Here is a 24,230-nt window from a genome sequence, read left to right on the forward strand (position 1 = left end):
TCGGACTCGATACGTCGAAATTGAAGATCTCGGTTGCGGTCGCGGAAGGTGAGCGGAACGGTGAAGTTCGATTTTTCGAAGATATTTCAGCCGAGCTGACGTCGGTGGCATCGATGGTGGCCACGGATCTCGCGCACCGTCATGCCGCGCGCGTACATCGAGATGATCTTGTCGTCGAAGTCGGGGAAACGGCGCTGGTATTTGGTGATCAGCTTCGGATCGAACGTCCCCGCGCGATCCCGCGGCACGTCCAACGTCACCTTCGACGTGCCCGTCAGCATCGTCTTTCGCGACGAGCCGTTGCGCCGGTTGATTGCGCCTGCGGCGCCTTCATTTTCCAGATGATCGTCCAGCTCCGCTGACAGCATGCGCTCAGAGAGCGCCTTCTTCAGATCGTCGAGCAGACCGTCCTTGGCGAACAGTTGCTGCGGGTCACGACCAGCCAGCAGCTGGTCCAAAACGTCCTTGTCGATTGCCATATCGATGGTCCTTCCCATTCCATCCTATGGCCTCCCGCACAAAATTCCTGACAGTCCCTGTTCAGCGGGCGAACATCCGTACGCATCCGGTGAGAACCGCGGATCAGGCCGCTTGGCGTTGATCGTCTGCAAGCCGAAGGGAAAGGCGCTCCCGGCGCATCACGCCCGGGCGAACACGGCGCGATCAGCGGTACGCTCGGCCGTCGAGCATGTCTTCGCCGGACAGAAGCACCGCATGAAGCTGTTCGTGCGCACCGTCGGCATTGCCCGCGCCGAGGTGAAGATCGGCATGGTCAACCTCGCCTACAACTTCAACCGACTTGCCTGGCTCGACGTCCGAGTTGCGCCTGCCTGTGACCGGAATGACGCCCGATCCGGCAGCCTGAGCCACGCCAAACCGGTCAATACGCCCCTGATGATACCGCCGGGCGCCCGATCCGTACCACCGCGCCGCCGTAATCGCCATTCAACTGGTTCTTCGATGTGTCCTGTCGCTTTCCTGCTCGCGTAAACCCCGCCATCCAAACGCGCCTGGAAAGCCTCCCAAGATCGATCCGCGAGATCGCGTGGAAGGCGATGAGACTGACCACCTGATCGGGCGGTGTGCAGTTCCGGGCGCCGTCTACCAGTCTCCGGCCAAGGCGGCGTAAGTCCGATCGCTGGCCGAGAAGACGTCGGAGCGAAGGAGGGCAAGGAGCCGGTCAGCCAACCAACTGGCTACGAATGAAAGGCCGACCCATCGCGCCATCTAGGCGGCCGTCATGCATGAGTAATGTGGGTTCCGTAAAGATTAGCGGAAATGCGGTTCGTCGTATCGCGCAGTTCGCGGGCCAATGCGTCGAGTTCCGTCTTCTTCATCTGGCCCATGATGGCAATGCCGCTGATACCGAAGCGCACCCGGCCCTCGTGATCAACGATAACGGCGGCCGCAATGTCGAGACCTTGGAAGAGGTTGCCGTGGTCGAAGGCGAAACCGGTCAGCTGGGCTCGCTCCACGTCTGCGGCATACTCCTCAAAAGTCGGTGCGTTCTGCCAGCGTAGCGACCTGAACCGGCGCCGCAGTTCCGATTTCGGCAGCCGGCGGGTCGCCGCGACGCAGCGGCCCACCGCGCCGGCAAGAGCCGGAAGTCGCGACCCGAGCGCCATGTCGACACGGACCGTCTTGCCTTCCACCACGCGATCCACAAGCACGATGCGGTCATGGGGCGTGACTTTCCACAGGCCGATCAACGCCCGCCGCTCGACCGAAAGTTGCTCCAAGACAGGGTGCAACAGATCGATCTGGTTGGTGCCCAACAGGGGAACAGAGAACTCGAGAAGTCCAAGTCCTGGACTATATTCCTTGGTCGATGGATTCATCGAAATCAGACCCTCATTCGCCAGGGTACGCAGGATGTTGAACGTGGTCGAAACGTTGATCCCGGTTTCACGAGCAATGCGGGCGACACCCGACGCTGCATAGTCATGGGTCAGGAAACGCAGGATGGAAATGGCATTCTCAACTGCGCCGACAAACTTCTGAGTGCCGCGCGTCGTTACGTTTGCCATTTTCTCGCCAGCGACCCCTTGCACCTCTTTCATGCCTCACTCCGTTCGACTTTTAAGCCGATTATACAATTTCTAGGGCGAATTCGGAAGTACGTTGTTCGCCTTGAACAATTCCCGTATCTTCGGTTTTCCGCAGAAACGTTACAGTTTTGTTCGCGATTCACACCGAGGACCGCCGATATTCTGCGGGCGTGACGCCAACCATCCTGCGGAAGGTCCGGCAGAAATGACTCTGGTCTGAAAACCCGCAGTCGAGAGCCACGGCCGTCATGGAGATATTTCCCTTTTGCAACATCGTCTTTGCTCGTTCGATCCTCTTGCGAATTATGAAAGAGTGCGGCGTCTGACCAAACTCGGCCTTGAACTTCCTGGAAAAGTGGAAAGGGCTCAGCCCGACCGTGCTTGCCAGGCTTTCTAGACCGAAGTTCTCACCCAGATATTCTTCGATAAATTCGAGGATCCTGTGGCTCTGCGGTGCGCTGAAGACAGTGGGATTCAGGTTCGGCAGATCGACCTTCGCGAACCGGCGCAATAGATGAACGGCGATCTGGGTTCGGACGGCGTCGACCAGAAGATTCTGACCGGGACCGCCATGCGCCATCTCATCCTCGAGAACCTGAAGGCACTGCGGAATGACCGTATCAACACGGCGGAGGTGATCGTCGATCTCGATCGATGCCGGCTCGCGCCCGAAAACCTGTTCCGCGGTCTCGGCGAGGGTGTCATGGCTGAGATAGATATGCCTCACGTTGATCGGCTTGTCCCAATGCCAGATCGACTGCTCAGCCCGCGTCAGCAGGGACACGACGCCGCGCTCCACGGTCGCCGTTTGCCAAGGGCCGCCGCTGCGTCGCCGCATGGTCGATTTCCCGCCCTGGTAGACGACGATCATGTAGTCCCGCATCTCGGGGATGTCGACTTCCTGCTCATCGTATTGGTAGCCCATGACCGTGATGCCTCTCCAGCCGAGGCGTGAACTGTCGAGCGTTCTGTTTCCGGGTATCCACCGCGGGATCAGATCAGGTGGAATTAGATTGCTCATGTTTTCCTCCTCCTAGGACGAGGTACCTTCCCCGGCACCCCCTTGTTCGCTCAGTTGGACGCCGCCAAGTTGAAGTTCACCGCAAGGCTTCGTAACGTTCAGGCAGCGGCATCGCGGATCATGTTCCGCGCAATGACCAGCTGCTGGATCTGGGTGGTTCCCTCGTAGATTCGGAACAGCCGGACATCGCGGTAGAAGCGTTCGACGGCATATTCGGCCATATAACCCGCCCCGCCGTGGATCTGCACGGCGCGATCCGCGACCCGTCCCACCATCTCGCTGGCAAACATCTTGCAGCAGGCGGCATCGGTGGAGACATTGGCACCGGAATCCTTGCGGCGCGCGGTTTCCTCGATCATGCAGCGTGCCGCAAAAGCCTCGGCGCGACTGTCGGCCAGCATCGCCTGCACCAATTGCTTTTCGGCGATAGGTTCACCGAATTGCCTGCGCTCCATTGCATAGGCGAGGCTGTCGCGGATCAGCCGCTCCGCCGCACCGACGCAGACCGCCGAGATGTGGAGCCGGCCACGGTCCAACACCTTCATCGCGGTCTTGAAGCCCTGGTTCTCGCGACCGGGGCCGCCGATGATGTTGTCGGCAGGGACGCGAACGTCCTGCAGGATGACATCGCTGCTGTGCGAGCCCTTCTGCCCCATCTTCCTGTCATGCGGCCCGACCGACAGCCCCGGCGTTCCGGCCTCGACCAGAAAGGCGGACACGCCCGAGGCATTGGTGGTGGTGTGGTCCGTGCGTGCGAAGACCGTGAAGACATGAGCGTGCGGGGCGTTGGTGATGAAACGCTTGGTGCCATTTAGGACGAAATGGTCCCCATCACGGCGCGCTGAGGTGCGCACCGACCCGGCGTCGGAGCCTGCGTCGGGCTCGGTCAGCGCAAAGGAAGCGATCATCTCACCGCTTGCAAGCTTCGGCAGGTAGGCCGCCTTCTGCTCCGGCGTGCCGTCGATGATGATCCCCTGCGAGCCGATGCCGTTGTTGGTGCCGACGAGCGAGCGGAACACAGGCGACGTCTGCCCCAGAACGAGGGCCGCGGCTACCTCTTCAGCCATCGTCAGGCCCAGACCGCCGAACTCCTCGGGGATCGACATGCCGAAAAGGCCCATGTCACGGATTTCGGCGATCAGCGCGGGCGGAATGGCATCTTCTTCCGCTACCAGTTCCTCGTTGGGGATCAGGCGCTCCTTCACAAAGCGGCCTAGTGTGTCCAGAAATTGTGCAAGCGTTTCGGGGTCTAGTGGCATGTCGTTCGAAGTCCTGAATTCAGTGGGCGATCGCCGACACGCGGCGGACGAGTTCGACAAGGCGGGGCGCGACATCGCTTTCGATCCGGTCGCGCGTCAGGTTCTGAGACGGCCCGCCACAGTTGAAGGCCATGGCCGGCGAGCCATCCCGCGGCGCAAGCGCCACGGCAACGGCATTGACGTCCGGCTTCCATTCAGTGAGCGACATACAATAGCCACGCTCCTGATAGCATTCGATCGCAGCCTCGATCCCGCGCCTGACTTCCGCCCAGGCGGCCCCTTCGTGCTGCCCAAGCTGCTCGAACAAAGCGGCGCGCTGTTCGGGAGGGATGACGGAAAGATAGGCGCGCCCGACGGCGGTGGTTGCCATCTTGATATGGGCGCCGACCTCGATGGCGAGCGTTACCGTATTTTCCCCGCGGCAACGCTCTAGATAAACCATGGTCAGGCGATCCGGGCTTGCCAGGGCGACAGGCATCCCGGTGTGGTCGGCAAGCTCCTGCATGTAGGGCCTTGCGATCTGGCGCAGCGGCATGCCAGCCAGACAGGAGAACCCCAGCGAAAGCACCGGCGGCGCAAGTTGATAGCGCGCGGTGTCGGGATTCCAGCTCAGATAGTCGAGCTTGTGGAGGGTATAGGTCAGGCGCGAGACCGTCGACTTGCTCAACCCGGTGCGCATGGCGAAGTCGCCGTTGCCAAGTGCCTCTCCCTCGCGCCGAAAGGCGCGTAGAATTTCGAGACCCCGTGCAAGAGCGACCACGAAATCGCGGTCCTTCCCATCGCCTTCTGCGCGCTCCTTGCGTGGTCGCACGTTCGCTCCTCCCCGGCGGTCCGCCCTTAGATGACAAGGTTAGTGGCGCTATCGCCCCTGTCAATAGTGCGGAAAACTTTTCCGCACTGCAGAATACCTCATCCTACCGCCGATTGCTGAACAGTATTCTGACTGTCGGAATAGACACCCCCTCCACTCATGCGACGCGAACATGGTACCGGGTGCGCGACCGTTCCAGCCCATGCCGCGCGGAAGCGCGCTTCGATCGGGCAGCAAGAATATACAATGTATCGAGCAAGACTATTCAATACAGGCCACTTCAACCCCTCCAAGGTTGAAAATGTTGGGAAGACGTCACCGTGGCCAGCGTGTGCCGCGTGGATGCCGATCGAGCGGACTAAGATATCTGCAAGACAAACCGATCTCTTGGAGAGGAAGCATGATAATCAGCAAGGAGGCCGATAAACTACGGTCGCTCTATCAGAGTTGGACCGACCAGATGGTCGAAAATCCGAACCTCACTATCCTGAATCTGCGCAGCATGTTCGACGAATGGGGTCAGCCGGCGCTGGAGCCTGAGAACGTTACCTACAAGAGCGACCATGTGGGCGGTGTCGAGGCGATCTGGGCACTGCCCGCCGGTGCCGACACCAAGCGCGTGATCCTCTACACCCATGGCGGTGGCTTTTGCGTGGGGTCGGCCGACAGCCACCGCAAGATGGTCGGGCATCTGGCCAAGGCTCTTGGCGCGACAGCCTGCAACCTGCACTATCGCCGCGCGCCAGAACACCCCTTCCCCGCCCAGATCGAGGATGCTGTGGCCGCCTACAAGGCGCTGCTGGCCAAGGGATTTGATGCGAAGAATATCCTAACGGCGGGCGACAGCGCAGGGGGCAACCTTGCCGTCGCCTCGGTTTTGAAGTTCCGCGAGCTTGGCCTGTCGCTGCCGGGTGCCGTCATCGCCTATTCGCCCTGGCTCGATATGGCGCTGCGCGGCAAGACGTTGGAAACCAATGCCGGGACGGACGCTCTTGTCAGCCGTGCCATCCTGGAAGGGATGGCGGGCATGTTCCTGGGCGGTGCAACGGACCCGCTCAACCCGCTGGCCAACCCGCTGGAGAACGACTTCACCGGCTTCCCGCCGCTCTACATCACCTGCGGAAGCGCCGAGACGCTGCAAAGCGACTCGGAGGCGCTCTATGCCAAGGCCAAGGCCGCGGGCGTGAAGACGACGCTTTCGGTGGTTCCCGGCATGCAGCACGTCTTTCCGTCGCTGGCGGGCCGTGCGCCCGAGGCCGATCAGGAACTGGCCCGCATCGCCGCCTGGTATCGCGCGCTGTGAACCCGCCGCCCAGCGTCGCTGGGCGGCCTGACGCGTCAAGACAGTCAATCCGGTACCAGGCCCGTATCGCACGGGGCTTCGGAGCTATGATATGGAAAGATCAATGACCAAGACTCTTGAAACCACCAAGACCAAAGGCGCCGATTTCGATGCTGTCGTCGTCGGCGCGGGCTTCGGTGGCCTCTACTCCGTTTACAAACTTCGCAATGAGCAAAGCCTGAACGTCAAGGCCTATGACGGCGCCGGCGATGTCGGCGGCACCTGGTTCTGGAACCGCTATCCAGGAGCCTTGTCGGACACGGAAAGCTTCGTCTACCGCTATTCCTTCAGCGGCGAATTGCTGCAGAAAGGCCACTGGAAGAACCGCTACCTGACCCAGCCCGAGGTCCTCTCCTACATGAACGAGGTGGCGGATACCTACGATCTGCGCCGCAGCTACGAGTTCAACACCCGCGTCACCGCAGCCCGTTTCAACGAGAAAACCGGGCTCTGGCATGTGACCACCGACAAGGGACAGACCGTCACGGCGAAATACCTCATCACCGGTCTTGGCCTTCTCTCGGCGACGAACCTGCCGACGTTCAAGGGCATCGACAGCTTCAAGGGACAGATCCTGCACACCGGTGCCTGGCCGGAGGGGGTCGACCTGAAGGGCAAGCGCGTGGGCATCATCGGTACCGGCTCGACCGGGACTCAGGTAATCACCGCCACCGCCCCCATCGCGAAACACCTGACGGTGTTCCAGCGTTCGCCGCAATATGTTGTGCCGATCGGGAACACGCCGCAGGACGAGGCGACGATCGCTGCGCAGAAGGCCAGCTATGACGACATCTGGAAACAGGTGAAATCGTCGGCCGTGGCGTTCGGCTTCGAGGAAAGCACCATCCCCGCGGAAACAGCCACGCCCGAGGAACGTGAGCGCGTGTTCGAGGCGGCATGGCAGCGCGGCGGCGGTTTCTACTTCATGTTTGGCACCTTCTGCGACATCGCCACCAGCCAGATCGCCAATGACGCGGCGGCCGACTTCATCAAGAAGAAGATCCGGCAGATCGTGAAGGATCCCGAGACCGCGAGGAAGCTGACGCCGACCGACCTCTACGCCAAGCGGCCCTTGTGCGGGAGCGACTACTACGGGGTCTACAACCGCCCCAACGTCACGCTGGCCGATGTGAAAGCTGATCCGATCGCGGAATTTACCCCGACCGGCATCCGTCAGGAAAGCGGCGCCGAGCATGAACTGGACGTGGTGATCTTCGCTACCGGCTTTGACGCGGTGGACGGCAACTACACGAGGATGGACCTGCGCGGCCGCGGCGGCGTGACGATGCGCGACAAGTGGAAGGACGGCCCCTTGGGCTATCTGGGCATGATGGAGGCGGATTTCCCGAATCTCTTCATGATCCTTGGCCCGAACGGCCCCTTCACAAACTTGCCGCCAAGCATCGAGACGCAGGTCGAATGGTTTTCGGACACCATCAAAATGATGGAGGCCAAGGGTCTGAAGAGCATCGAGCCGACCGAGGCTGCCCGCGACGAATGGGTCGCCCTGTGCCGCACGATTGCCGACATGACCCTGTTCCCGAAAGCTGACAGCTGGATTTTCGGTGCCAACATCCCTGGTAAGAAGAACGCGGTCATGTTCTACCTGGCGGGCCTTGGCAACTACCGCGCTGCGATCGACGCGGTGAAGGATGGTGGCTACCAGACCATGATCTTCAACCGCGAGACGGTCGCAGGCTGAGGCTGCGGATCGGCGGCAGGCCCGGGGCGATGGTTCCAGGCCCGGTTCTGCGGAAGAGAGCAAGAAGAGAGCAACAAAGGAGAGAATCTGTGGGACGTGTATCGGGAAAAGTCGCCCTCGTGACGGGCGCTGCGATGGGGATGGGCAAGTCCCACTCCGAACTTCTGGCGCGCGAGGGTGCGCATGTCTTTGTCACCGACCGCGAAGCAGCGGCGGGCGAAGCGGTGGCCAAGGGCATCGTGGCTGCCGGGGGCAAGGCCGATTTCATCAAGCATGACGTGACCAGCGAGGATGATTGGTCAAAGCTCATCGACGCCGTGCGCGCCAAGGCCGGACGGCTGGACATCTTGGTGAACAACGCCGGCATCCTGATCCTGAAGGCGCTGCACGAGACCTCGCCCGAGGAATTTGACCGGGTGATGAACGTCAACGTGAAGGGCGTCTATCTGGGCATCCGCGCCGCCGTGCCGCTGATGAAGGAATCGGGCAAGGCCTCGATCATCAACATATCGTCCATCTACGGCATCGCTGGCGCCGCGATGGCGGGGGCCTACATCAGCTCCAAGGGCGCGGTGCGGCTGATGACCAAATCCTGCGCCGTCGATCTGGCGGATACGGGCATCCGGGTCAATTCGATCCACCCGGGCGTCATCGACACGCCGATGACCAAGGATCTTCTGCATGCCGCTCCGGAAGCGCGGGAGGCGCTCCTTGGCCCGACGCTGCTGAAGCGGCCCTGCCAGCCCGAGGAAGTTTCGAACGCGGTGCTGTTCCTGGCCTCGGATGAAGCCTCGTTCGTCCATGGTGCCGAGTTGGTGGTCGACGGCGGGTACACCGCGAACTGACCGTTCCGGATCCGCTGCGAATGCGCGGCCCTGAACCCGAGATCTGCCGACAGCTTGCCTGTCGGCAGCCAACAATCGGGACAGTCGCAGAGCGCAGTCAACAATAGGAGAAGTGATGATGTTGGCGCCAAGAAAAAGGGTTCGGTATTCATTGTTTGTCGCGGCCGGGTTTGCTGTTCAGTGCCTGATGTCGGGGACCGCCGCGTATGGGCAGGATTATCAGCCGCGCGACTTCGTGCCCTTACCGGCGGGAACGAACCTTGCGTTGGTATATTATCTTGGCAGCACTTCAGACACTTTGGTTGACGGGAATGGGGACGACGTGGCGGACTCCAATCTCGACACGAACGTGAGCCTTCTTCGCTATGTCAAATATTTCGACCTCGCGGGAATGCGTGTTGACGTGAACGTGCTGCAACCTTTCGGAGGTCTGAACAATATGAGGATTGCCGGAACCGACATCGACACCAAGCACTTCTCCTCCGGGGATCTTACGCTTGTCGGTACGATCTGGCCGCTGAACGATGCCAAAAACGGACGCTACTTTGGCATTGCCACCTATCTCACCCTGCCGACCGGCAACTATTCTGCCACCAAGCCTAGCTTGGGGTCTAATCGATGGTCTGTCGCCGTTCAGCCAGGCTTCCTGTTCAATGTCGCCCCCAAATGGTCGGTCGATGTTGTGGGGGGCGTCACAATCTATGGGGACAACAACGATGGCCCCGGTGGCGTGCAAGTCGAGAAGGATGCAAGCTATACTGCGCTCGGCTGGGTCAACTACAATGCAAGCGATACGACGATGCTCTCGGCTGGGGCCACGGCAAGCTGGGGAGGTGCCGAAACGGTAGGAAGCATCAGGGGGGCGGACGTTGAATCCACCACAGTTCGAGTGGCCTGGTCCCAGATGCTCAACCCGACAACGCAGTTCCTGATGGAAGTTGGGCACGATGTGGACGCACAGAATACGTTCAAGCGCGACACAACCCTGACCCTCCGGCTCGCGAAATTCTTCTGAACGGCGCGGGAGCGGTGGATCGAAATATTCTTGGGTAAGGCGGAAAGCGTCGATCGTCCGGAAACGAGTGATGCTTTCCACCCCATTCCAGCAACTGCAAATTCAAAAGCTACATCATTGGTGAGCTGTAACGGAGGAAAACATCATGCATTGCCAATGTGTTCATGAATTCGGTCAACCCCTGCGTCCAGACGACAGGCCGGACATGACCCCTCGCGGAACGGAGGTCATCTTGTCCGTGACCGCCGCCGGCGTCTGTCACACCGACCTGCATATTCGCGAGGGGGGGTATGATCTTGGTCACGGCCGCAAGCTGGAATTCGCCCAGCGCGGGATCGCGTTGCCGCTGGTGATGGGGCATGAAACGGTCGGGGAAGTGGTCGCCGCTGGCCCGGATGTCGGCACGCTCGACAGGGGAAAGAAATATGTGGTCTATCCCTGGATCGGCTGTGGCACCTGCGCTGTCTGTGCCTCGGGCCAAGAGCAGCTGTGCATGAAACCGCAGTTTCTCGGCATGCATGTCGATGGCGGTTATGCCACGCAGATCCGGGTGCCGCATCCGAAATATCTTCATGAGATCGGAGATATCCCACCCGAAAACGCCGCACCGCTGGCCTGTTCGGGGCTTACGGCCTATGGCGCGCTCAAGAAGGTGGAAAGCACGCTGAAAGACCATGCGCTTCTGGTGATCGGCGCTGGCGGCCTTGGGCTGATGTGCGCGCAACTGTTGCAGGCGCTGGGGGCCAAGGCGCCCGTCTTCGTCGATATCGACCCTGTCAAGCGGGCGTCGGCCCTTGCTGCGGGGGTCTGTGCGGCGGTCGATCCGCGCGCCGCGGATGCCGTGGCGCAGATTCATGCCGCCGCCGGCGAGGCGCCCCTTGCGGCGATCGACTTCGTCGGCGCCGAGGCGACGGCCGAGCTTGGCTTCGACGCTCTGGGCAAGGGCGGAACCTATGTCATCGTCGGGCTGTTCGGCGGGGCTGCCCCCTGGGCGCTTCCCCTGATCGCCGTGCGCGCGCTCACGATCCGCGGCAGCTATACGGGCTCCCCAGGAGAGTTCGCGGAACTGATGCAGCTTGCCCGCAATGGCGCGATCAAGCCGATTCCCACCACCTGCTACAAGCTGGACGAGGCTGAGGACGTGCTGAACAGCCTCGCCGGTGGCAAGATCGTCGGCAGGGCAATTCTGGCCGGTGTGTAAGTGACTTGACTGAAGGCACCACGAAGGCGGGCGCCCGGGGGATCAACATGGAAACGACCTATCCTGATACTCAACTCCTGATCGACGGACGGTGGCGCGATGGCGCGCTGGGGCGGCGAACAGCCGTTTATGATCCGGCAACCGCAGAGGTGATTGGCCATTATGCCATGGCCGAACCTGCCGATCTGGAGGAGGCGGTGCAGGCCGCGGGCAGCGCCTTCGCGGCTTGGCGGGATGCCGGCGCCTATGCGCGCGGCAGCATCCTGCGCCAGGCGGCCGTGCTGCTGCGCGAGCGCGCCGATACCCTCGCGCCGTGCATGACGATGGAAATGGGCAAGCCCCTTGCCGAGGCGCGCGCCGAGGTGATGTCGTCCGCCGATCTGCTCGACTGGTTCGCCGGCGAAGGCCAGCGCGCCTATGGGCAGGTGATTCCGGCGCGTTCGCCGAACGTGACCCAGATGGTGCTCAAGCAGCCGGTGGGTCCGGTCGTGGCCTTCACGCCATGGAATTTCCCGATGTCGCAACTGGTGCGCAAGCTCGGTCCGGCGCTGTCGGTCGGATGCACCGTCGTCGCCAAGCCGCCCGAAGACACGCCGGCCTCGCCGGCGGCACTTGCACAGGCGCTGCTGGACGCCGGGCTCCCGCCGGGCGTTCTCAACATCGTTTACGGCGAACCGGCTGACATCGCGAACTATCTCATTCCACATCCGGTGATCCGCAAGGTGTCCTTCACCGGGTCGGTGCCTGTGGGCAAGCAGCTTGCGGCCCTGGCCGGCAAACACATGAAGCGCATCACGATGGAACTGGGCGGCCACAATCCGGTCATCGTCTGCGAGGACGCGAATGTTGAGGCGGCGGTCGCGGCCATTGCGGGTTTCAAGGTCCGCAACGCGGGCCAGGTCTGCATCTCGCCCACACGCGTGCTGGTCCAGCGGGGCATCTACGACCGCTTCGCCGCGGCGCTGGCGGAGCATGTGAAGAAGGTGCGGACCGGATCGGGGCTCGAACCGGCCACGGCAATGGGCCCGCTGGTCAGCGAGCGCCGGGTCAAGGCCGTCGCCGGCCTTATCCAGGAGGCAGTGAGCGAGGGGGCGCAGGTGCTGGTCGAGGGCGATGCGGCACCGCGGGCCGGGTTCTTTCAAGCCCCGACCGTTCTCACCGATGTCAGTCTTTCATCGCGCATCCAGAACGAGGAACCCTTCGGGCCGGTCGCGACGCTGTCGCCCTTCGATACGATCGACGAGGCGATCGCTGAAGCGAACCGCCTTCCCTATGGCCTTGCAGCCTATGCGTTCACCTCGTCGATCCGCAATTCGCAAAGGTTTCAGACCGAGCTTGAAGTTGGCATGCTGGCAATCAACCATACCCTTCTGGGATTGCCGGAACTCCCGCTTGGCGGGGTCAAGGACTCCGGTTACGGGTCTGAGGGCGGCTCGGAAGCCATCAACTCATACCTGATTTCGAAGCTCGTGACGCAGGCCGCAGTGATTGGAATCTAACACTTGGTGCCCGCGTCTGACGGCGGCGATGATTTTATCAGGATCGGCGGTCCAGACGAAGGGTTTGGGGCTTTCGTTGTGCTGCTCATCCAGGAAGCGGTTGATGGCGACCTGAAGGTCGACGAGGAATGGAAGACGCCGCGTTTGAGCCGGTGGTTGGTCAGCCTGGCGAAGAAAACCTCGACGGCATTGAGCCATGAGCACGGGGTTGGCGTAGGCTACCCGACGCTCATACCAAGGGCGTGTCGCCTTCACGATTCTGACCAGGGACAGCATGACCGGAACTTCGACCAGCACGAGGACGACGGTAGCAAGCGCTGCGCCGGAGTTGAGACCGAACAGACTGATCGCGGCAGCGACCGCCAGCTCGAAGAAGTTGGACGCGCCGATCAATGCGGGGGGGCGGCAACGCACCATGCCACGCAAATCGGCATCAGACTGCCGAAAGCGGCACGTCAGTGCCCTACCCCTTGCGCGGCCGGAAGCGACTCACCATCTTCGTCCCAGATCGATTTCGATGCTCGACAATCATCCGTTGCGGGGTGAAGCCATCAAGCGCGGTGTCGGTTGAGCAGACCCATATTGCAGGACAGGCAGGTGCAATTGAACTTGGGTTTCAAGTATAGGTCCGCCCGGTATTCATGCGCCGCCGCGCGATCCTGCTCCCAAAAAGCTTCGCCGTTGTTGATGTTCATAAAGAGCGAAGCCGACCGGGCGCGCGCTCCCCAAATGGCGCCGTAGCGGGTGGGCGGCTTCGCGGCCTATCGTCACGCGATCCGCTCAAGGGGACTGACGCCCTATCCTGATCGTGCATCGCACCGACTCCTTGGCCTTGATCGCCGCTCGCTCGCACGCGGCGATGGTTTCACGGTTGGCCTGCCGCATATCGGCGGCATCAATGATGGCCTGCCAGCCTTCCGGGTTCCCAGCCTGCATCAGGCGGATGCCCGCATCCCATAGCGTCGGCTCGCCCATAGTGCGACGCGCGACCCGTTCGGGCCAGTGCCAGCCTTGCGGGGCCATGCTCGCCGCCCAGCCCGGATAGAATAGCCATAGGAGGGATACAGCGAGGATCGCGATGCCGATGGCATTGAGCAAATGGTTCCGCTCATCCTCCTTTGCGCGGAGCGTGCCGACCGCCCTGCTCATCGCGGCGTTGCTCTGCCGGTTAAGCTCCCGCATTTCCTTGAGCGCGATCCTGTCAGCCTCGCGCGCCGCGTCCGCCGCCGCCGCGATGCGCTCGGCCATGCTCTCCGGCGTGATCCGCAACGCCTCCGATTGCTCGACCGCCTTCATGTGCTTGGCAAGGTCGGCCATGTTGGCGTTGATCTTGCCAAGCGTGGGATTGTAGTCGGGAACCTCGATGCTCTGCTTCTCGATGGCGATATGTTCGAGCGCGCGGGCGATCACCGCCAAGCGCCCGTCAAACCGCCCCTCCATCGCCTCCACGCGCGCCGCCAGGCGCGTGAACGCCTCCGCCGCCGTTCCGGCCTGCGGCTGGGGTTCCGGCTCGTTGGGCAGGGATTGTTCGTCCATGATCTCTTCTCCTTGTCTATCGTTCCATGCCGCGGCTGATGTCGCGGCCATGATCGAAGGGGATGGAAGCCGCGAGGTCCCGGCCGATGCTGCGGCCCATGTCGTGACCGATCTCAAGGCCAAGCTCGCGGCTGCGTAGTCCCAGCACGGATTCAAGCTGGGCGTCGCGCTCAAGGCTTTTCGCCATGTCGGCCATGTGCTGCGCGGTGGTCTTCGCGCCCCGGAAATTGCCATCGCGCACCAGCTCGGCGTGCTGCTCGCGCAACTGCTGCCAGCCTTCGACAAAGCGGTCTGCGCGCTGGAACGGGTCGATGCGGATTTCCGCTTCCGCCTGCATGGCGCGCACGGCGTCTTGGCCGCGCCCTTGAGCCGCCTCGCGGATCAGTTCCGGTTCGCCCCGGAATGCGCTGTTGAGGTCCGTCGAGCCTTGCGGCCGGATCGCATCCAAAGCATCGCGCGCGCGGTCCAGCGCCTCGCGCTGGTGGGGCATCGGGTCGATTCCCTGCGCGCGGGTCTGCCGGATCGCATCGAGCGCCTTGGCGTAACGCTCGACCGCGCCGCGCAAGCCCCCGGCGCGCATCGGCTGCGGGTCGTGGTCCCGCTGCTGCTGGCGGGCAGGATCGTGGCCGGATGGCGAAACGAAACGCCCAAGGTCAAGGCCGTCGAACATGCCGCGCCGGGGTTCGGGCGTTGGCGATGGCTCGCGCTGCTGACCGGGCAGCGAGAGCCGCAATCCGTCGAAGATCCCGCGCGCCTTCTCCGCCACGGGCCGGACGATTCCCGCGATGCGCTCGCCAAACGTGAGGCCGCGCCGCTCCGCGAACTGCTGCGCCGGGCCGCGGGCAGGCTCGACTTGGCGGTAGTCGCTCGCCATGTCCTTGGTGCGCTCGCGCGACAGCGTGCGGACAAGGCGGGCGTCGTCCCGGAAATCGTCGCGCCCATAGTGAAGCGCCATGCCCTCCCTGTGGCGCGTCATCCCGACATAGGCCCCGTGCCGGTCCATCCCCGGCGTGGCGAGCATGTGGGAGCGGTCCACGCTCATGCCCTGCGCCTTGTGGATCGTGGCCGCATAGCCATGATCGACATGGGCGTAATCCTTCATGTCGAACGCGACGGAGCGCCCGTCATCGGTGCGGACGGCCATGCCCTGCCGGTTCACATGTTCGACGGTGCCGAGCGTGCCGTTCTTCACCTCAAGGCTGCGTTCGTTGCGAAGGAACATGATGCGGTCGCCGGTCGCAAAGCTGCGGTTGCCGCGCTCGGCCTTCACCAACACGTCATCGCCAAGCTCGCCCGCCGCGCGCATCCGGTCGCGCGCGGCTTCGTTCAGTTCGCGCACCTCGTCATTGGTATGGGTGAGGATGATGCGCGATTGATCGGGCGCGGCGATGCGCTCACGGTCCCAACGCTCGACAAGCTCGGCGCGCGCCTGCTCGCGCGTCTCGGCTGCGTGGACCATGCCATGATCGGCATAGGCCCGGATCGCCTCACCAGTTCTGCCGGTCGCCAGATGCCGGGTGGCGTCGCGCTGCCAGTCGTGAACCTGGCGGCGGACCTCCGTAATCTCGACGCCCCCATGCCGTTCGTGGATCGCCCGGAAGGCCGCGCCCGCCTCGATCGCCTGCAACTGCTGCGGGTCGCCGACAAGAACGACCTTCGCGCCCGCATCGGCGGCGTGCGACAATACGCGCTCCATCTGACGCGTGCCGACCATGCCCGCCTCGTCGATCACTAGGACGTCGCGAGAGGTGAGCATATCGCGGCCCTGCGCCCAGCCATGCTCCATGCTGGCGATGGTGCGCGAAGCGATGCCGGAGCCGTTCTCCAACCCCTCCGCCGCGATCCCCGACAACGCCGCGCCGCGCACCTCGAATCCGCTGCGCTCCCACGCCTCCCGCGCAACGCCAAGCATCGCGCTCTTGCCGGTGCCTGCGTAACCGACGACGACGCTCAAGCCGCGCTCGCCCGTCACATGATCGAACGCCGCGCGCTGCTCGCCGGTCAACGCAAGCCCGCGCTGCTCGGCCTGCGCCAAGGCGGCTGCGCGGTCCTTCTCGTCCACGCGGTGCCGCTCGCGCTCGGCCATCAACTCCGATGCGCGCTGCAACCGCTGCTCGGTCTCGATCATGTCGCGGCTGGTGAAGCGATCTTCGCCGCGCCCATCCTTGCCGAGCGCGATCAAGTCGGGCGATGCGCGAACGGCGCTCATCGCCCGGTCGAACTGCTCTTTCCCGTCCGTGTGCCGATGCACGAACATCGCCATGTCGCGCCGGGTGAACGTCGCCTGATGGTGGGTGATCGCGTCCAGCGCGATACGCGGCTCCGCGATGATGCGTTCGCCGTTGCGCTGCGCGGTGGCGCGGTGATCCTCGATCCGTTCGGACTCAAGGCCGCGCTCGCCCATGCGCTGAGCGGCGGGACCGATCTTGTCCTGCGGCTCAAGGTCGATGCCTTGCGCCTGCAAACTGCGGTGATCGATGCGCGCGTCGATATCGAGTTCGGCAAGGCGGGTGTTGACGTGATCCGCCCAGCGCTCGCGCCACTGCTCGACAAGCTCTGTGCGATTCCAGTCGCGGACCTTTGCGCCGAACCCATCCTCGCTCACCTCGCGCATGGTGAGCATGACATGGGCGTGCGGCTTGGGCTGCCCGTCCGCGCCGATATCCCAATGCACATTGAGGTCGGCGATCATGCCGCGTTCGACAAATTCGGCCTGGGCGAAGTCGCGGGCAAGCTCGATGCCCTGTGCCTGCGTCATCTCGCGCGGAATGGAAAACTCGACCTCGCGGGCAAGCTGCGCGTCCTTGCGCTTCTCGGTCGCCTCTACCTCGTTCCACAGTTTTTCGCGGTCGGCGAACGCCTCGGGTGCATTCTCCGGCAGGAGGATTTCAGAGTGGACGACCCCCGACTTGTTGGAGAAGTCATGGTCGCGGTCCAGTCGCTCGTCGTGCAGCCTGTCGGCCGCGCGATAGGCGGCGGCCGCCACGGCGCTGCGCCCGCTGGCGCGGCCGATGACCTGAACGGAGAAGTGATAAATTGCCATGACGGCAATCCATCTACTGCCTCAAGCGCACGTCGGCACGACGTATAAGCGCGCCCTCCTCGAATAAAATCCGAGCAGGGACTAGGCGGTGTCATCACGTCCCGGCGACTCTACTGCGTCACCGCCTGCCTTCTTCTATCATGGCTGCATCGTCACACAATGGAGACTTTGCCATGCGGAAACCACGCGACTATGATTCGGAGCTAAAGGCGCTGGCCGACAAGGCCAAGGCCATCAAGGAACGCCGCGTGCGTCAACTTGGCGAATTGGTGGCCGCGACAGGTGCCGATGCGCTCGACGCCGATCTGCTCGCGGGCGCTCTGCTCGATGCCGTCGCCAGCAAAGATGCCGCGACAAGGGAGGGCTGGCGCAAGGCGGGCGCGGCTTTCTTTCGCAGCAAACAACGCAAGCCTGCGCCGCGATCTGAACAACAGCCGGAAGGCGCTCTACCGCTCGACGGCGGCGCGGCATCGCATTGAGGCCGCAAAGGCACGAACGGACAGGCGGGAATGGGTGATGAAGCGTCGAGAAAGAACGCGGATGCTCATTGAGCTAGGCGGGCTGGTCGTGAAGGCGGGGCTGGTAGAATTGACCGACGATGACCGCGCCACGATCTACGGCGCGCTCCTCATGGTCGCGGACAAGTTGCGCGGCGAGGAAGTCGGCAACGCGCTTGCCCTATGGCAGCGCAAAGGCAAGCGCGCGTTCGAGGCGGAAGCGGAAACGCGAAGTGGCAAGGCGTCGGATCGGTCCCCCGGCTAACCCGGATTCAGGCCGCCGCACGTCCTGCGTCGTCGGGCGTATCCTTCCCGGCTTTGCCAAGGTCGCGCATGTGGTCGATCCTGACGGGCGGCGCGTCGGGGAAGCGTGCGACAAGCTCAAGGCTTCCGCCCGCCGCCTCGATATAGCCGCGCAGCGTGGACAGCATGAGGTCGGCGCGCTTCTCGATCTTCGACACGCCCGCCTGATTGGTGTGCAGCTTTTCCGCCACCGCCTTTTGCGACAGCCGCCGCGCCTTGCGAAGCTCGCGCAGCGTCAGATACTCGGCCGCAAGCCTGCGCCCTTCCTTCTCGATCTCGCGGCGCTCATCGTCAGGCAGCTTTGCCAGAACGTCCTCGAACGGAATCGCCATCGTCACTTTCCTTCCTCATCCAATTGCGCGAGGTGGCGCGCATAACGCTGGTCGGCAATCGGAATGTTCACGTCATAAAATCGCTTGTCTCCGGCCTTGTTGCCGCCAACCAACAGAATAGCCGCGCGGCGCGGGTCGAAGGCGAAAAATATGCGCCACGGATCGCCGCCGATCTGCACGCGCAGTTCCTTCATGTTCGGATAGACCGAGCCTTTCAGCGTATCCACATGCGGCCGGTTCAGCGACGGGCCAAATTGACCCAATACCATAATGCGGGCGGCTATCGCCTTTCGCACTGGCGCTGCCTGTTCCAAAAGCCACGCTGCAAATTCCTCGTCAGATTCGACCGTCCAATTCATAAGACCATATATTCCGTGAAGGGAATGTTTTCAAGCGCCCGCAACCAAGGCGCGGCGAAATGCCGACTCAAACAGAATCGCCATCCTTAGGACTAATTTTGCACCTGTCGGCACTGTCGTGCCTCCCCCTCTTGCGCGACGGGACAAAGCGATACAGCATGAGTTTGTGGCAATGGCGGGCCACCGGAAGAAAGGCCCCGCCATGTCGTGCGAATCGGAATTGTGGAAGACGAAAAGCGGACGGCGTGAAAGCCTCTGGCATCATCCTGAATTGCATGGAGCAAAGGCAATCACGGCCGAAATAACCGCCGTTCACCGCGTGCTATTGCCCATAGCACGCCATTACCGCCCGGAGCACGCCAGAACCGCCGTGCGCAAGTTTTTACCGCCCATACTACGATCAAGCCGCCTCTCCGGCGGTTTGTTCTTGCAACGCGATTCGGGTCGGCCATCCTTATTTGTCAGGGGGCGTCATTCATCACCAAAAGATGGAAGTAAGTCCCGTGTCGAATACTGAAAAGATCATCCGAACGGCGCTGTCCCGCACCAGTCTGAGAACAGGTCACGCGAGCGCACGCTACGTCCTCGCGCATCACTGCAATGCACCCGACATCCCTCAAGGTCCTCCTACATACTTTTATGTTCCTCCTTGATCCCTGCTGGTCCTCCGCCGTCCCGGCCGCCCTTGCAAGGCGGATTCGGGCCGCCAATGCTGCCACCGAGGGGCTTTTATGAAACCGCCAGATTACGGAATGAAGCTATGTCCAACCCTGAAAGGATCATTCGTCTAAAGACGGTGCTGCAACGCACCGGCCTTTCCCGTTCCACGCTCTACCGCAAGATCGCGGACGGGACGTTTCCCCGGCAACTGCCGATCAGCGTCAACGGCACCGGCTGGCATGAGTCAGCCGTCCAGCGCTGGATCGCCAATCCGTCCGCTTACCGTGAGGATCGCACCGGGGGCGAAGCGCCATGACCGCGCGCCCTTCCCCCGATCCGATCTGCGTCCGCGTCAATGATGCCGCCCACATGATCGGCATCGGCCGGACCAAGCTCTACGAGCTGATCGCGGCCGGTGAAATCGAGACGGTGAAGCTCGGTAAGTCCACCCGCATCACAACCGCCAGCCTGCATGACCTGATCAGGCGGCAGCGCGGAGCGGGATAGGCTCGGACGCCGTGGCGGCGGCGTCCCTTCCCTTGTTCGTCTGTGCCGGTGTGCGGTCCAGATACTCGGCCCAACGCGCCATCAGGTTGCGCCGCTTCTCGAAAAAGTCGGTGCGCCGATAAGCGGCTTCCACCTTGTTGGGCAGCTTGTGCGCCAATGCCTTGTCGGCAACCTCCTTGGGAAAGCGCGTCCGCTCCGATGACCAGTCGGTGAAGGCTGAACGGAAGCCGTGGACGGTCACGCCCCTGATGCCGTCATCGCGCAGCAGCTTGGTCATGGTCATGTCGCTGATCGGCTTTTCCCCGTCATTGGAGAACACAAGCCCGGTGTCGCTGGTGCGTTCCTTCCACCGCTTGCGGAGCAGCGCCACGGCGGGCGCGGACAGCGGCACGACATGGGTTTCCCCCGCCTTCATCCGCTCGCCCGGAATGGTCCAAATGGCCTTGTCCAAGTCGAACTCCGTCCAGACCGCAAAGCGTGTCTCGTTGGAGCGGACAGCGTTGTAGATGGTGAAGCGCAAGGCATCGCGCCCGGTCGTAGGCGAAGCCGCCGCCAGCTTCTGCATGAGGGCGGGCACGTCCGCATAGGGCATGGCTTCCAGATGCCCGCCCTTGTCCACCTGGCGCGGAAGCCCCTTGCGGACGGAACGCAACGATACCTCGCCCGGAAGCCATCCCTTGATATGGGCGAAGTCCAGCACCGCGCCGATGCGTTGCAGGACGCGCCGCGCCGTGTCGGGAATCTCAAGCCAGATAGGCGAAAGCACCTCGACCACGGCGGCGCTGTCCACCTGATCCACCGGCCTTGTGCCGACCATCGAAAAGACATGGTTCTCGAAACTGGAAATCCAGTTAGCGTGCCGCTTGTTTTTCCAGCCCTCTTTCAACGCCTCGTAGCAGTCGCGCGCTGCCGTCTCGAAGCTCGGCACCACCTTGCGCGCCTTGCGCCGCTCCGCGACCGGATCAACGCCCTCGCGGACCTGACGGCGCAGCGCCGCCGCCGCGTCGCGGGCTTCGGCAAGCGACACGTCGAGCGCCGATCCCAAGCCATAGTCGCGCCGCCTGCCGCCCTTCTGCATCCGCAGCACCCATGTTCGCGCGCCGCTCGGCTTCACCAGCAGGCAAAGCCCCCGGCCATCGACATGCCGACCCGGCTTCGCGTTCTTCACTTTCAATGCAGTCAGTGCCATCGGTTCGGTTCCCGTTTTGGGCATTGCGGGCGTTCCCACACTTTCGCGCGAGAAACGGTCCCACAATCGTTCCCACATTTTGAGCCAAATTCAGGCAGACCAGAGCGACCGACCGCGAACACCTTACAAGGGAAATCATTGATTTTACAGTGTCGTTAGGGACGCCCTGAGCTTGCTTGACACAAAAGTTCTACACTCGTAGGGGTCACCACCCTTCTTCAGGAAGCGTGGTTTTGCGAGGTTTTCGCGCATTTTCTCGATTTGTTAACTGCCCAGTGGTACAAAGGGGTGGTACAAATGAGGTTACGCGTGGCTGGTTCCACCGCGCCATTGACCGCGTTGCCGCCATAGCGGATCGCAGCCGGACCGCGCTGAACTTCGATCGCATCGAGCAGCAGCGGATCGGTGACGACCGCATGGTCGGGCGAAACCGAGGCTGCATCGAAAACATTTGCGCCATCTGACAAGATGCTTCCCGAGCGAGGAATCAGCGGCGCCACCGAAGTTCGTTATGGGACGGCGGATCAGGAAATGACCACCGCCGGTCGCGTCACCGCAGCGATGGGGCCGATCGCGCTGCATGCCGAAGGATCCTATTCGGATCGCGAAGATTACGATGTGCCCGACAGCTATGGCACCGACAAGCTCAGGGATTCCTTCGCTGAAAGCTCAAGCTATGCGTTGGGCGCATCCTGGGTGACCGACAAAGGCTATATCGGTGCGGCCTATACGCGGCAGGATGCCGAATATGGCCTGCCGGGACACAGTCACGCCAATGGCGTGTGTCACCTGCACGGTTATCCTTTCCCTGCACCCGGCCGGATCGACCTGCATTGCATCGGACACGGCAGTTATCAGAACCCGCTCGACAATCCCGATAGCGACACGGCACGGATCGACCTGCGCAGCGAGCGCGTCGACCTGCGCGGCGATTTCGTCGACCTGCTGCCCGGCTTTTCCAGCGTCAGGATCAGGGGCTCGTACACCAATTATCAGCACGACGAAGTTGACGGGCCCATCCTCTGCAGCCGCTATAAGAACGAAGTCTGGGATGGCCGGATCGAGTTGACCGCCTCACCCGCCCGCAGCGAAAGATGCGGAAGACGCGCGATCGCCTGTTTGCCATAGCCCGCTACAAGGCCGTTCACTTCGAGCATGACACGGCCCATTCGCGCAATTGGTTGGTTCCCAGCAGGCCGTGCTTGCGCCCGCACACCCGGCCCTCCCGGTCGATCGCAACGGCAAGCGGCAGCGAAAGGAGGCCGCCACCCCAATCGGCAAGCACCTGCTCAGCAGGGCGGCCATCGGCAAACGCGCCGCGAAGCGTCATGCCTGCCGACACCAGCGCTTCTTTCGCCGTGGGCGCGGGATCAATGGCAAGGGTCACCAGTGGCAGCGGTGCGGCGGCTTCCTGAAGTTCGGAAAAACGCCTGAGTTCGACTTTGCACGACGCACACCAGCTGGCCCACAGCATCACGACCGCCGGACGCGGAACCGTCGCGACCCCGCCCGCTACCGGCTTCGCCAGACCGATCGAGGGCATGTTGCGCACAGGCGCGGCACCCGCCGCCCCTGCCAGCATTGCCATGAAGCTGATTATTACCCACCGAACCATTAACATGTCATGTTATAATATATTGTTTCATGCCGCTTGCAAAGGCTTGTCGGTGTTGTTCGTCCCGCCTACCGATCCATCGCCTTTGCCGGCAAACCAACTGTCTCGCATCGAGGAACGCAAATGACCGATCGCAACGCTGGCGGACGTCCGACGCCGGCAGGGAATCGCATCGCGCTGATATTCGGTTTGCTCATCGCCATGCTGGGGGCGCATCCCCTGCCCGCTTTTGCGCAATTTTTGATTCCGGGGTTCGAACTGGTGCACAATGCGCCGGCGGGAACCACGCTGATCTCGCCTGATCTTCGCGATGCAGCGACGGTGTGGGCCGACATGATCGACGGCGCACAGCACGACATCGCGCTCGAACAATTTTATGTCGCGGGAAAGAAGGGCGAAGCGCTCGACCCGGTAATCGCCGCACTGGAGGCCGCCGGGCAGCGCGGCGTCCATATTCGCTTCCTGATGGAAAAGAAGGGCGAAGGCATGTCGAACCCCGACACCATCGCGCGTCTGAAAGCGATCCCCAACCTCACCTTCCGAACGCTCGCCTGGGCCGATGTGGCGGGAAGCGGGATCATCCACGCCAAATTCTTCATCGTCGATGGCCGCGAAGCTTATGTCGGCAGCCAGAATTTCGACTGGCGTTCGCTTTCGCAGATCGATGAGACCGGCTTACGGATCACCCCGCCGCATATGGTCGGGCAGCTTCAGGCGATTTTCGACCATGACTGGCAGGCGCAGGAGCGGGTCGCGGCGGGCAAATCCATTCCGCCGCTCCGCCGATACGATTATGCGCCGACGGCGGGCTATGCGCTGCTGGTCGCCAGCCCGAATACCTATGATCCGGTCGGGATCGGCGATTCGCAGGAAATGCTCGTCCGGCTGATCGGCGCGGCAAAGCGCGATATCGTGATCGAGGTCATGGACTATTCGACCACCGCGTTCGGCGGCGGCGCGTATCACGTCATCGACGACGCGATACGCGCCGCAGCGAAGCGCGGCGTGCACGTGCGGCTGATCATCGCCGACTGGGCGCTGACCGATCAGCGTCTGCCGGGACTCACGAGCCTTGCCGCGGTTCCCAATGTCGACATCCGCGTCGCCAGCATTCCCCAGCCCGATAGCGGTCCGATCCCCTATGCCCGCGTAGTGCACACGAAAGTGATGACCATCGACAATGCCACCGCCTGGATCGGAACCAGCAACTGGGAGGGTGGCTATCTCGACACCTCGCGCAATGTCGAAGTCGTGCTGAACGATGCAGCGATGGCGAACCGTCTGCGCGCGCTTGAAGATCGGCTGTGGAACAGCGACTATGCGGCACCCTTTGCCGTAGCCCGCACCCGCCCGCCTGTTCATCCGGGCGGCTGATGCCAAGGCGAGGTCCGGCGCATCGGCAAGGCCGGACCGGCGGCCGACCTCTTGCAGTTGCGGCCGATTGAT

The 24,230-nt window shown here is 62.7% G+C and carries 23 protein-coding genes and 4 pseudogenes; 13 read left to right on the plus strand and 14 right to left on the minus strand.

From position 1 onward, the window contains the following. Positions 1 to 116 precede the first annotated feature (116 nt). A pseudogene (locus tag EV664_RS02700) lies at positions 117 to 479 on the minus strand (transposase); the annotation flags it as partial. 148 nt (positions 480 to 627) lie between these two features. On the opposite strand from EV664_RS02700, the pseudogene EV664_RS02705 reads away from it, so the two are divergent. Further along, positions 628 to 831, plus strand: a pseudogene (locus tag EV664_RS02705) (IS5/IS1182 family transposase); the annotation flags it as partial. 407 nt (positions 832 to 1,238) lie between these two features. Here the strand turns inward: EV664_RS02705 and EV664_RS02710 are convergent. From EV664_RS02710 to EV664_RS02725, 4 genes are all read right to left on the minus strand, one after another. Next, the gene (locus tag EV664_RS02710; protein ID WP_133494106.1) at positions 1,239 to 2,060 is read right to left on the minus strand and encodes an IclR family transcriptional regulator; all 822 of its coding nucleotides are present in this window, start codon (positions 2,058 to 2,060) and stop codon (positions 1,239 to 1,241) included. A gap of 127 nt (positions 2,061 to 2,187) precedes the next feature. After that, entirely contained in the window at positions 2,188 to 3,069 is an 882-nt protein-coding gene (locus tag EV664_RS02715) for a helix-turn-helix domain-containing protein (RefSeq protein ID WP_133494107.1), read from the minus strand. Positions 3,070 to 3,167: 98 nt separating this feature from the next. Further along, the gene (locus EV664_RS02720; RefSeq protein WP_133494244.1) at positions 3,168 to 4,328 is read right to left on the minus strand and encodes an acyl-CoA dehydrogenase family protein; all 1,161 of its coding nucleotides are present in this window, start codon (positions 4,326 to 4,328) and stop codon (positions 3,168 to 3,170) included. A gap of 19 nt (positions 4,329 to 4,347) precedes the next feature. Beyond that, positions 4,348 to 5,139 (minus strand): IclR family transcriptional regulator, encoded by a 792-nt coding sequence (locus EV664_RS02725; protein WP_133494108.1) that lies wholly within the window; start codon positions 5,137 to 5,139, stop codon positions 4,348 to 4,350. 400 nt (positions 5,140 to 5,539) lie between these two features. Here EV664_RS02725 and EV664_RS02730 point away from each other — a divergent pair, with 400 nt between their 5' ends. From EV664_RS02730 to EV664_RS02755, 6 genes are all read left to right on the plus strand, one after another. Next, positions 5,540 to 6,442 (plus strand): alpha/beta hydrolase, encoded by a 903-nt coding sequence (locus EV664_RS02730; protein ID WP_025549975.1) that lies wholly within the window; start codon positions 5,540 to 5,542, stop codon positions 6,440 to 6,442. 103 nt (positions 6,443 to 6,545) lie between these two features. Further along, positions 6,546 to 8,183 (plus strand): flavin-containing monooxygenase, encoded by a 1,638-nt coding sequence (locus EV664_RS02735; protein ID WP_133494109.1) that lies wholly within the window; start codon positions 6,546 to 6,548, stop codon positions 8,181 to 8,183. 89 nt (positions 8,184 to 8,272) lie between these two features. Next, entirely contained in the window at positions 8,273 to 9,028 is a 756-nt protein-coding gene (locus EV664_RS02740) for an SDR family NAD(P)-dependent oxidoreductase (protein WP_133494245.1), read from the plus strand. Positions 9,029 to 9,143: 115 nt separating this feature from the next. After that, positions 9,144 to 10,043, plus strand: coding sequence for a transporter (locus tag EV664_RS02745; protein WP_170170537.1), 900 nt, complete (start codon positions 9,144 to 9,146; stop codon positions 10,041 to 10,043). 232 nt (positions 10,044 to 10,275) lie between these two features. Continuing rightward, positions 10,276 to 11,244, plus strand: coding sequence for an alcohol dehydrogenase (locus EV664_RS02750; RefSeq protein ID WP_211338446.1), 969 nt, complete (start codon positions 10,276 to 10,278; stop codon positions 11,242 to 11,244). Between the two features lie 5 nt (positions 11,245 to 11,249). Then, entirely contained in the window at positions 11,250 to 12,743 is a 1,494-nt protein-coding gene (locus EV664_RS02755; protein WP_229668048.1) for an NAD-dependent succinate-semialdehyde dehydrogenase, read from the plus strand. Here EV664_RS02755 and EV664_RS02760 read toward each other — a convergent pair. The 4 genes and pseudogenes from EV664_RS02760 to traA form a co-directional block, all read right to left on the minus strand. Then, positions 12,693 to 12,958, minus strand: a pseudogene (locus EV664_RS02760) (hypothetical protein); the annotation flags it as partial. The gene EV664_RS02755 and the pseudogene EV664_RS02760 overlap by 51 nt on opposite strands. 4 nt (positions 12,959 to 12,962) lie before the next feature. Beyond that, positions 12,963 to 13,165: pseudogene (locus EV664_RS02765) on the minus strand (arsenical-resistance protein); the annotation flags it as partial. A 358-nt stretch (positions 13,166 to 13,523) separates the two neighbouring features. Then, a complete protein-coding gene (locus tag EV664_RS02770; RefSeq protein WP_133494112.1) occupies positions 13,524 to 14,279 on the minus strand; it encodes a DUF6118 family protein in 756 nt (251 codons plus the stop codon). Positions 14,280 to 14,295: 16 nt separating this feature from the next. After that, positions 14,296 to 17,322 (minus strand): Ti-type conjugative transfer relaxase TraA, encoded by a 3,027-nt coding sequence (gene traA / locus EV664_RS02775; protein WP_133494113.1) that lies wholly within the window; start codon positions 17,320 to 17,322, stop codon positions 14,296 to 14,298. A gap of 173 nt (positions 17,323 to 17,495) precedes the next feature. Between traA and traD the strand changes: the two genes are divergently transcribed. Next, positions 17,496 to 17,801: a conjugal transfer protein TraD gene (gene traD / locus EV664_RS02780; protein WP_133494114.1), complete on the plus strand. Its 306-nt coding sequence runs from the start codon at positions 17,496 to 17,498 to the stop codon at positions 17,799 to 17,801. A gap of 37 nt (positions 17,802 to 17,838) precedes the next feature. Then, positions 17,839 to 18,084, plus strand: a complete 246-nt coding sequence (locus EV664_RS02785; RefSeq protein ID WP_133494115.1) for a conjugal transfer protein TraD — start codon at positions 17,839 to 17,841, stop codon at positions 18,082 to 18,084. A 7-nt stretch (positions 18,085 to 18,091) separates the two neighbouring features. Here EV664_RS02785 and EV664_RS02790 read toward each other — a convergent pair whose 3' ends face one another. Together EV664_RS02790 and EV664_RS02795 are read right to left on the minus strand one after the other, a co-directional pair. Further along, on the minus strand, positions 18,092 to 18,454 hold the full coding sequence (locus tag EV664_RS02790) for a helix-turn-helix domain-containing protein (RefSeq protein WP_133494116.1): 363 nt from the start codon (positions 18,452 to 18,454) through the stop codon (positions 18,092 to 18,094). A gap of 2 nt (positions 18,455 to 18,456) precedes the next feature. After that, on the minus strand, positions 18,457 to 18,813 hold the full coding sequence (locus EV664_RS02795) for a type II toxin-antitoxin system RelE/ParE family toxin (RefSeq protein WP_133494117.1): 357 nt from the start codon (positions 18,811 to 18,813) through the stop codon (positions 18,457 to 18,459). 760 nt (positions 18,814 to 19,573) lie between these two features. Between EV664_RS02795 and EV664_RS02800 the strand changes: the two genes are divergently transcribed. Beyond that, positions 19,574 to 19,789, plus strand: coding sequence for a helix-turn-helix transcriptional regulator (locus EV664_RS02800; protein ID WP_133494118.1), 216 nt, complete (start codon positions 19,574 to 19,576; stop codon positions 19,787 to 19,789). Then, positions 19,786 to 19,980 (plus strand): helix-turn-helix domain-containing protein, encoded by a 195-nt coding sequence (locus tag EV664_RS02805; protein ID WP_133494119.1) that lies wholly within the window; start codon positions 19,786 to 19,788, stop codon positions 19,978 to 19,980. Before EV664_RS02800 ends, EV664_RS02805 begins: the two co-directional genes overlap by 4 nt. Here the strand turns inward: EV664_RS02805 and EV664_RS02810 are convergent. Both EV664_RS02810 and EV664_RS19455 read right to left on the minus strand, forming a co-directional pair. Next, positions 19,955 to 21,169 carry a tyrosine-type recombinase/integrase gene (locus EV664_RS02810; protein ID WP_229668050.1) on the minus strand — a complete coding sequence of 405 codons (1,215 nt, stop codon included), beginning with the start codon at positions 21,167 to 21,169 and terminating at the stop codon, positions 19,955 to 19,957. The genes EV664_RS02805 and EV664_RS02810 overlap by 26 nt on opposite strands. Before the next feature lie 218 nt (positions 21,170 to 21,387). Further along, entirely contained in the window at positions 21,388 to 21,669 is a 282-nt protein-coding gene (locus tag EV664_RS19455; protein ID WP_229668051.1) for a TonB-dependent receptor plug domain-containing protein, read from the minus strand. A gap of 31 nt (positions 21,670 to 21,700) precedes the next feature. Between EV664_RS19455 and EV664_RS02820 the strand changes: the two genes are divergently transcribed. After that, positions 21,701 to 22,297, plus strand: coding sequence for a hypothetical protein (locus EV664_RS02820; protein ID WP_188656349.1), 597 nt, complete (start codon positions 21,701 to 21,703; stop codon positions 22,295 to 22,297). Positions 22,298 to 22,313: 16 nt separating this feature from the next. Here EV664_RS02820 and EV664_RS02825 read toward each other — a convergent pair whose 3' ends face one another. Then, positions 22,314 to 22,784, minus strand: coding sequence for a TlpA family protein disulfide reductase (locus EV664_RS02825; RefSeq protein WP_211338447.1), 471 nt, complete (start codon positions 22,782 to 22,784; stop codon positions 22,314 to 22,316). Between the two features lie 123 nt (positions 22,785 to 22,907). On the opposite strand from EV664_RS02825, the gene EV664_RS02830 reads away from it, so the two are divergent. Beyond that, positions 22,908 to 24,158 carry a phospholipase D-like domain-containing protein gene (locus EV664_RS02830; protein WP_133494122.1) on the plus strand — a complete coding sequence of 417 codons (1,251 nt, stop codon included), beginning with the start codon at positions 22,908 to 22,910 and terminating at the stop codon, positions 24,156 to 24,158. Positions 24,159 to 24,230: the final 72 nt, after the last annotated feature.

The organism is Stakelama pacifica (assembly GCF_004361835.1).
GTDB classification, from domain to species: Bacteria; Pseudomonadota; Alphaproteobacteria; order Sphingomonadales; family Sphingomonadaceae; genus Sphingomonas; species Sphingomonas pacifica.